At 27.3% G+C, this 444-nt stretch carries 1 protein-coding gene; it reads right to left on the reverse strand.

The window, feature by feature from the left end; genetic code table 11:
* Positions 1-431: hypothetical protein (locus tag V7659_RS29455; protein ID WP_335543588.1), on the reverse strand; the 431-nt coding region annotated here is incomplete at its 3' end.
* Positions 432-444: the final 13 nt, after the last annotated feature.

Consider the following 444-nt stretch of genomic DNA (forward strand, 5'->3'; position numbering starts at 1 on the left):
ATATTTAAAAATTCACTAGTTTTTTTGATAAGAATTAGTTGTGCAAAATCAAAAATAACTGCAAAGTATGCACCGATAATACACATCAATAAGCCATCCTCTTCAAATGAAAAATCAAAAGGGTCTTGTATAAAACCGAACAATAATGGACCCAGGAATCCAAAAAGACTATGTAAAACCAATGAGGCAACTATTTTTCTACTACTTATTTTTTCTGTTATTTTTCCAATAACAAAAGATATTGGGATACCATAAATGAAAATAAACAAAAATGAAACATAAAGAATGAATGTAATAACAAACCCTGTCCCGATATTTAAGGAACTAGTTTCAAAAGGATTTAAAAAGTCCCATATTAGAAGGTATAGATATAAAAGCAAGTTACCTATCAACAAGGAAGATAAAGCTGAAAAGATTTTGATTTTTATCATATTTTTTATTTCT

The sequence above is a fragment of the Neobacillus drentensis genome (assembly GCF_036966985.1).
Lineage (GTDB): Bacteria > Bacillota > Bacilli > Bacillales > Cytobacillaceae > Neobacillus > Neobacillus drentensis_E.